This is a genomic window from Mycobacterium sp. 1423905.2, assembly GCF_001673155.1.
Taxonomy (GTDB): Bacteria; Actinomycetota; Actinomycetes; order Mycobacteriales; family Mycobacteriaceae; genus Mycobacterium.
Genome location: NZ_LZLE01000019.1, coordinates 1 through 1050, shown reverse-complemented (window position 1 = coordinate 1050; position 1050 = coordinate 1). Strand labels below are relative to the sequence as shown.

Below are 1050 nucleotides of genomic sequence, written 5' to 3'. Positions count from 1 at the left end.
CACCACCGGTCCCGCCGGTGCCCCCAATCGAGAACAGCTGCCGGTTGACACCGCCCGTCCCGCCGGCGCCGCCGTTGGGATTTGCCGCTGTTCCACTGGCGCCGTCGCCGATCAGCGGGCGGCCCAGCAACACCTGGCTGGGCGCGTTGATCGCCGCGAGCACGTTTTGCTCGACGGCCTGCAGCGGGTTAACACTGGCGGCTTCAGCCGCGGCATACGAAGCCGCGCCGGCCGACAGGTTGTGTACCAACTGCTGGTGAAACGCCGCCAGCTGTTGGCTGATCCCTTGGTAGGCCTGACCGTGAGCGCCGAACACCGCGGCGACGGCCGCCGACACATCATCGGCAGCAGCAGGCAGCAACTCAGTGATAACTCCCGACGCCGCGGAGTTTGCCGCTGCGATGGCCGAGCCGATACCGCCCAGATCTGTTGCCGCCGACGCCATCACCTCTGGACCGACCACCACGAAGGACATGTGACCCCTACCGACCGAAATTATCGGGTACGAAAAATCTCGCAAATCGTATCGGGCGGCCCGCGGCGGGACGCTCACTTCGGACAAATTGCCGGCTCGCCGTGCGAGGCGATGACGACCCGACATGCCGCCCAAGCGCCAAAAAACCTTTGTGCCGCTAAGGAAAAATTTCCCGACAAAAAGTCTGTGTTTTCGCGTGCCGATGCCCATATGTCCGTATTGTCAACGGATACTCAGACGATATGGCCGTATTGTGACGGTCGGATACAGGTGGTGCTCCGCCCAGTCGGGAGATGTTGGATGGCTTCCTACCTGATTGCCGCACCAGAACCGCTGGCGGCGGCTGCGGCGGACTTTGCCCGGATCGGATCCGCTCTGAGGTCGGCGAACGTCGCGGCCGCGGCGGCAACGACACAGGTTGTGTCCGCGGCTCAGGACGAGGTCTCCGCGGCGATAGCGACGCTGTTCGGCGCGTTCGGTCAGGAGTATCAGGCGCTCACAGCGCAGACCGCCTTGTTTCATGACGAGTTTGTGCGGGCGTTGAGCGTTGGGGCCGGGGCCTACTCCGCGGCTGA

Annotated in this window: 2 protein-coding genes; one reads left to right on the top strand and one right to left on the bottom strand. The window is 64.4% G+C overall.

All coding sequences use genetic code 11. The features are described from left to right. Positions 1-475, bottom strand: a 475-nt coding sequence (locus tag A9W95_RS28265) for a PE family protein (RefSeq protein ID WP_156745942.1), incomplete at its 3' end; no start/stop codon positions are given. Positions 476-775: 300 nt separating this feature from the next. Here A9W95_RS28265 and A9W95_RS01120 point away from each other — a divergent pair. Continuing rightward, positions 776-1050: PE family protein (locus A9W95_RS01120; RefSeq protein WP_156745941.1), on the top strand; the 275-nt coding region annotated here is incomplete at its 3' end.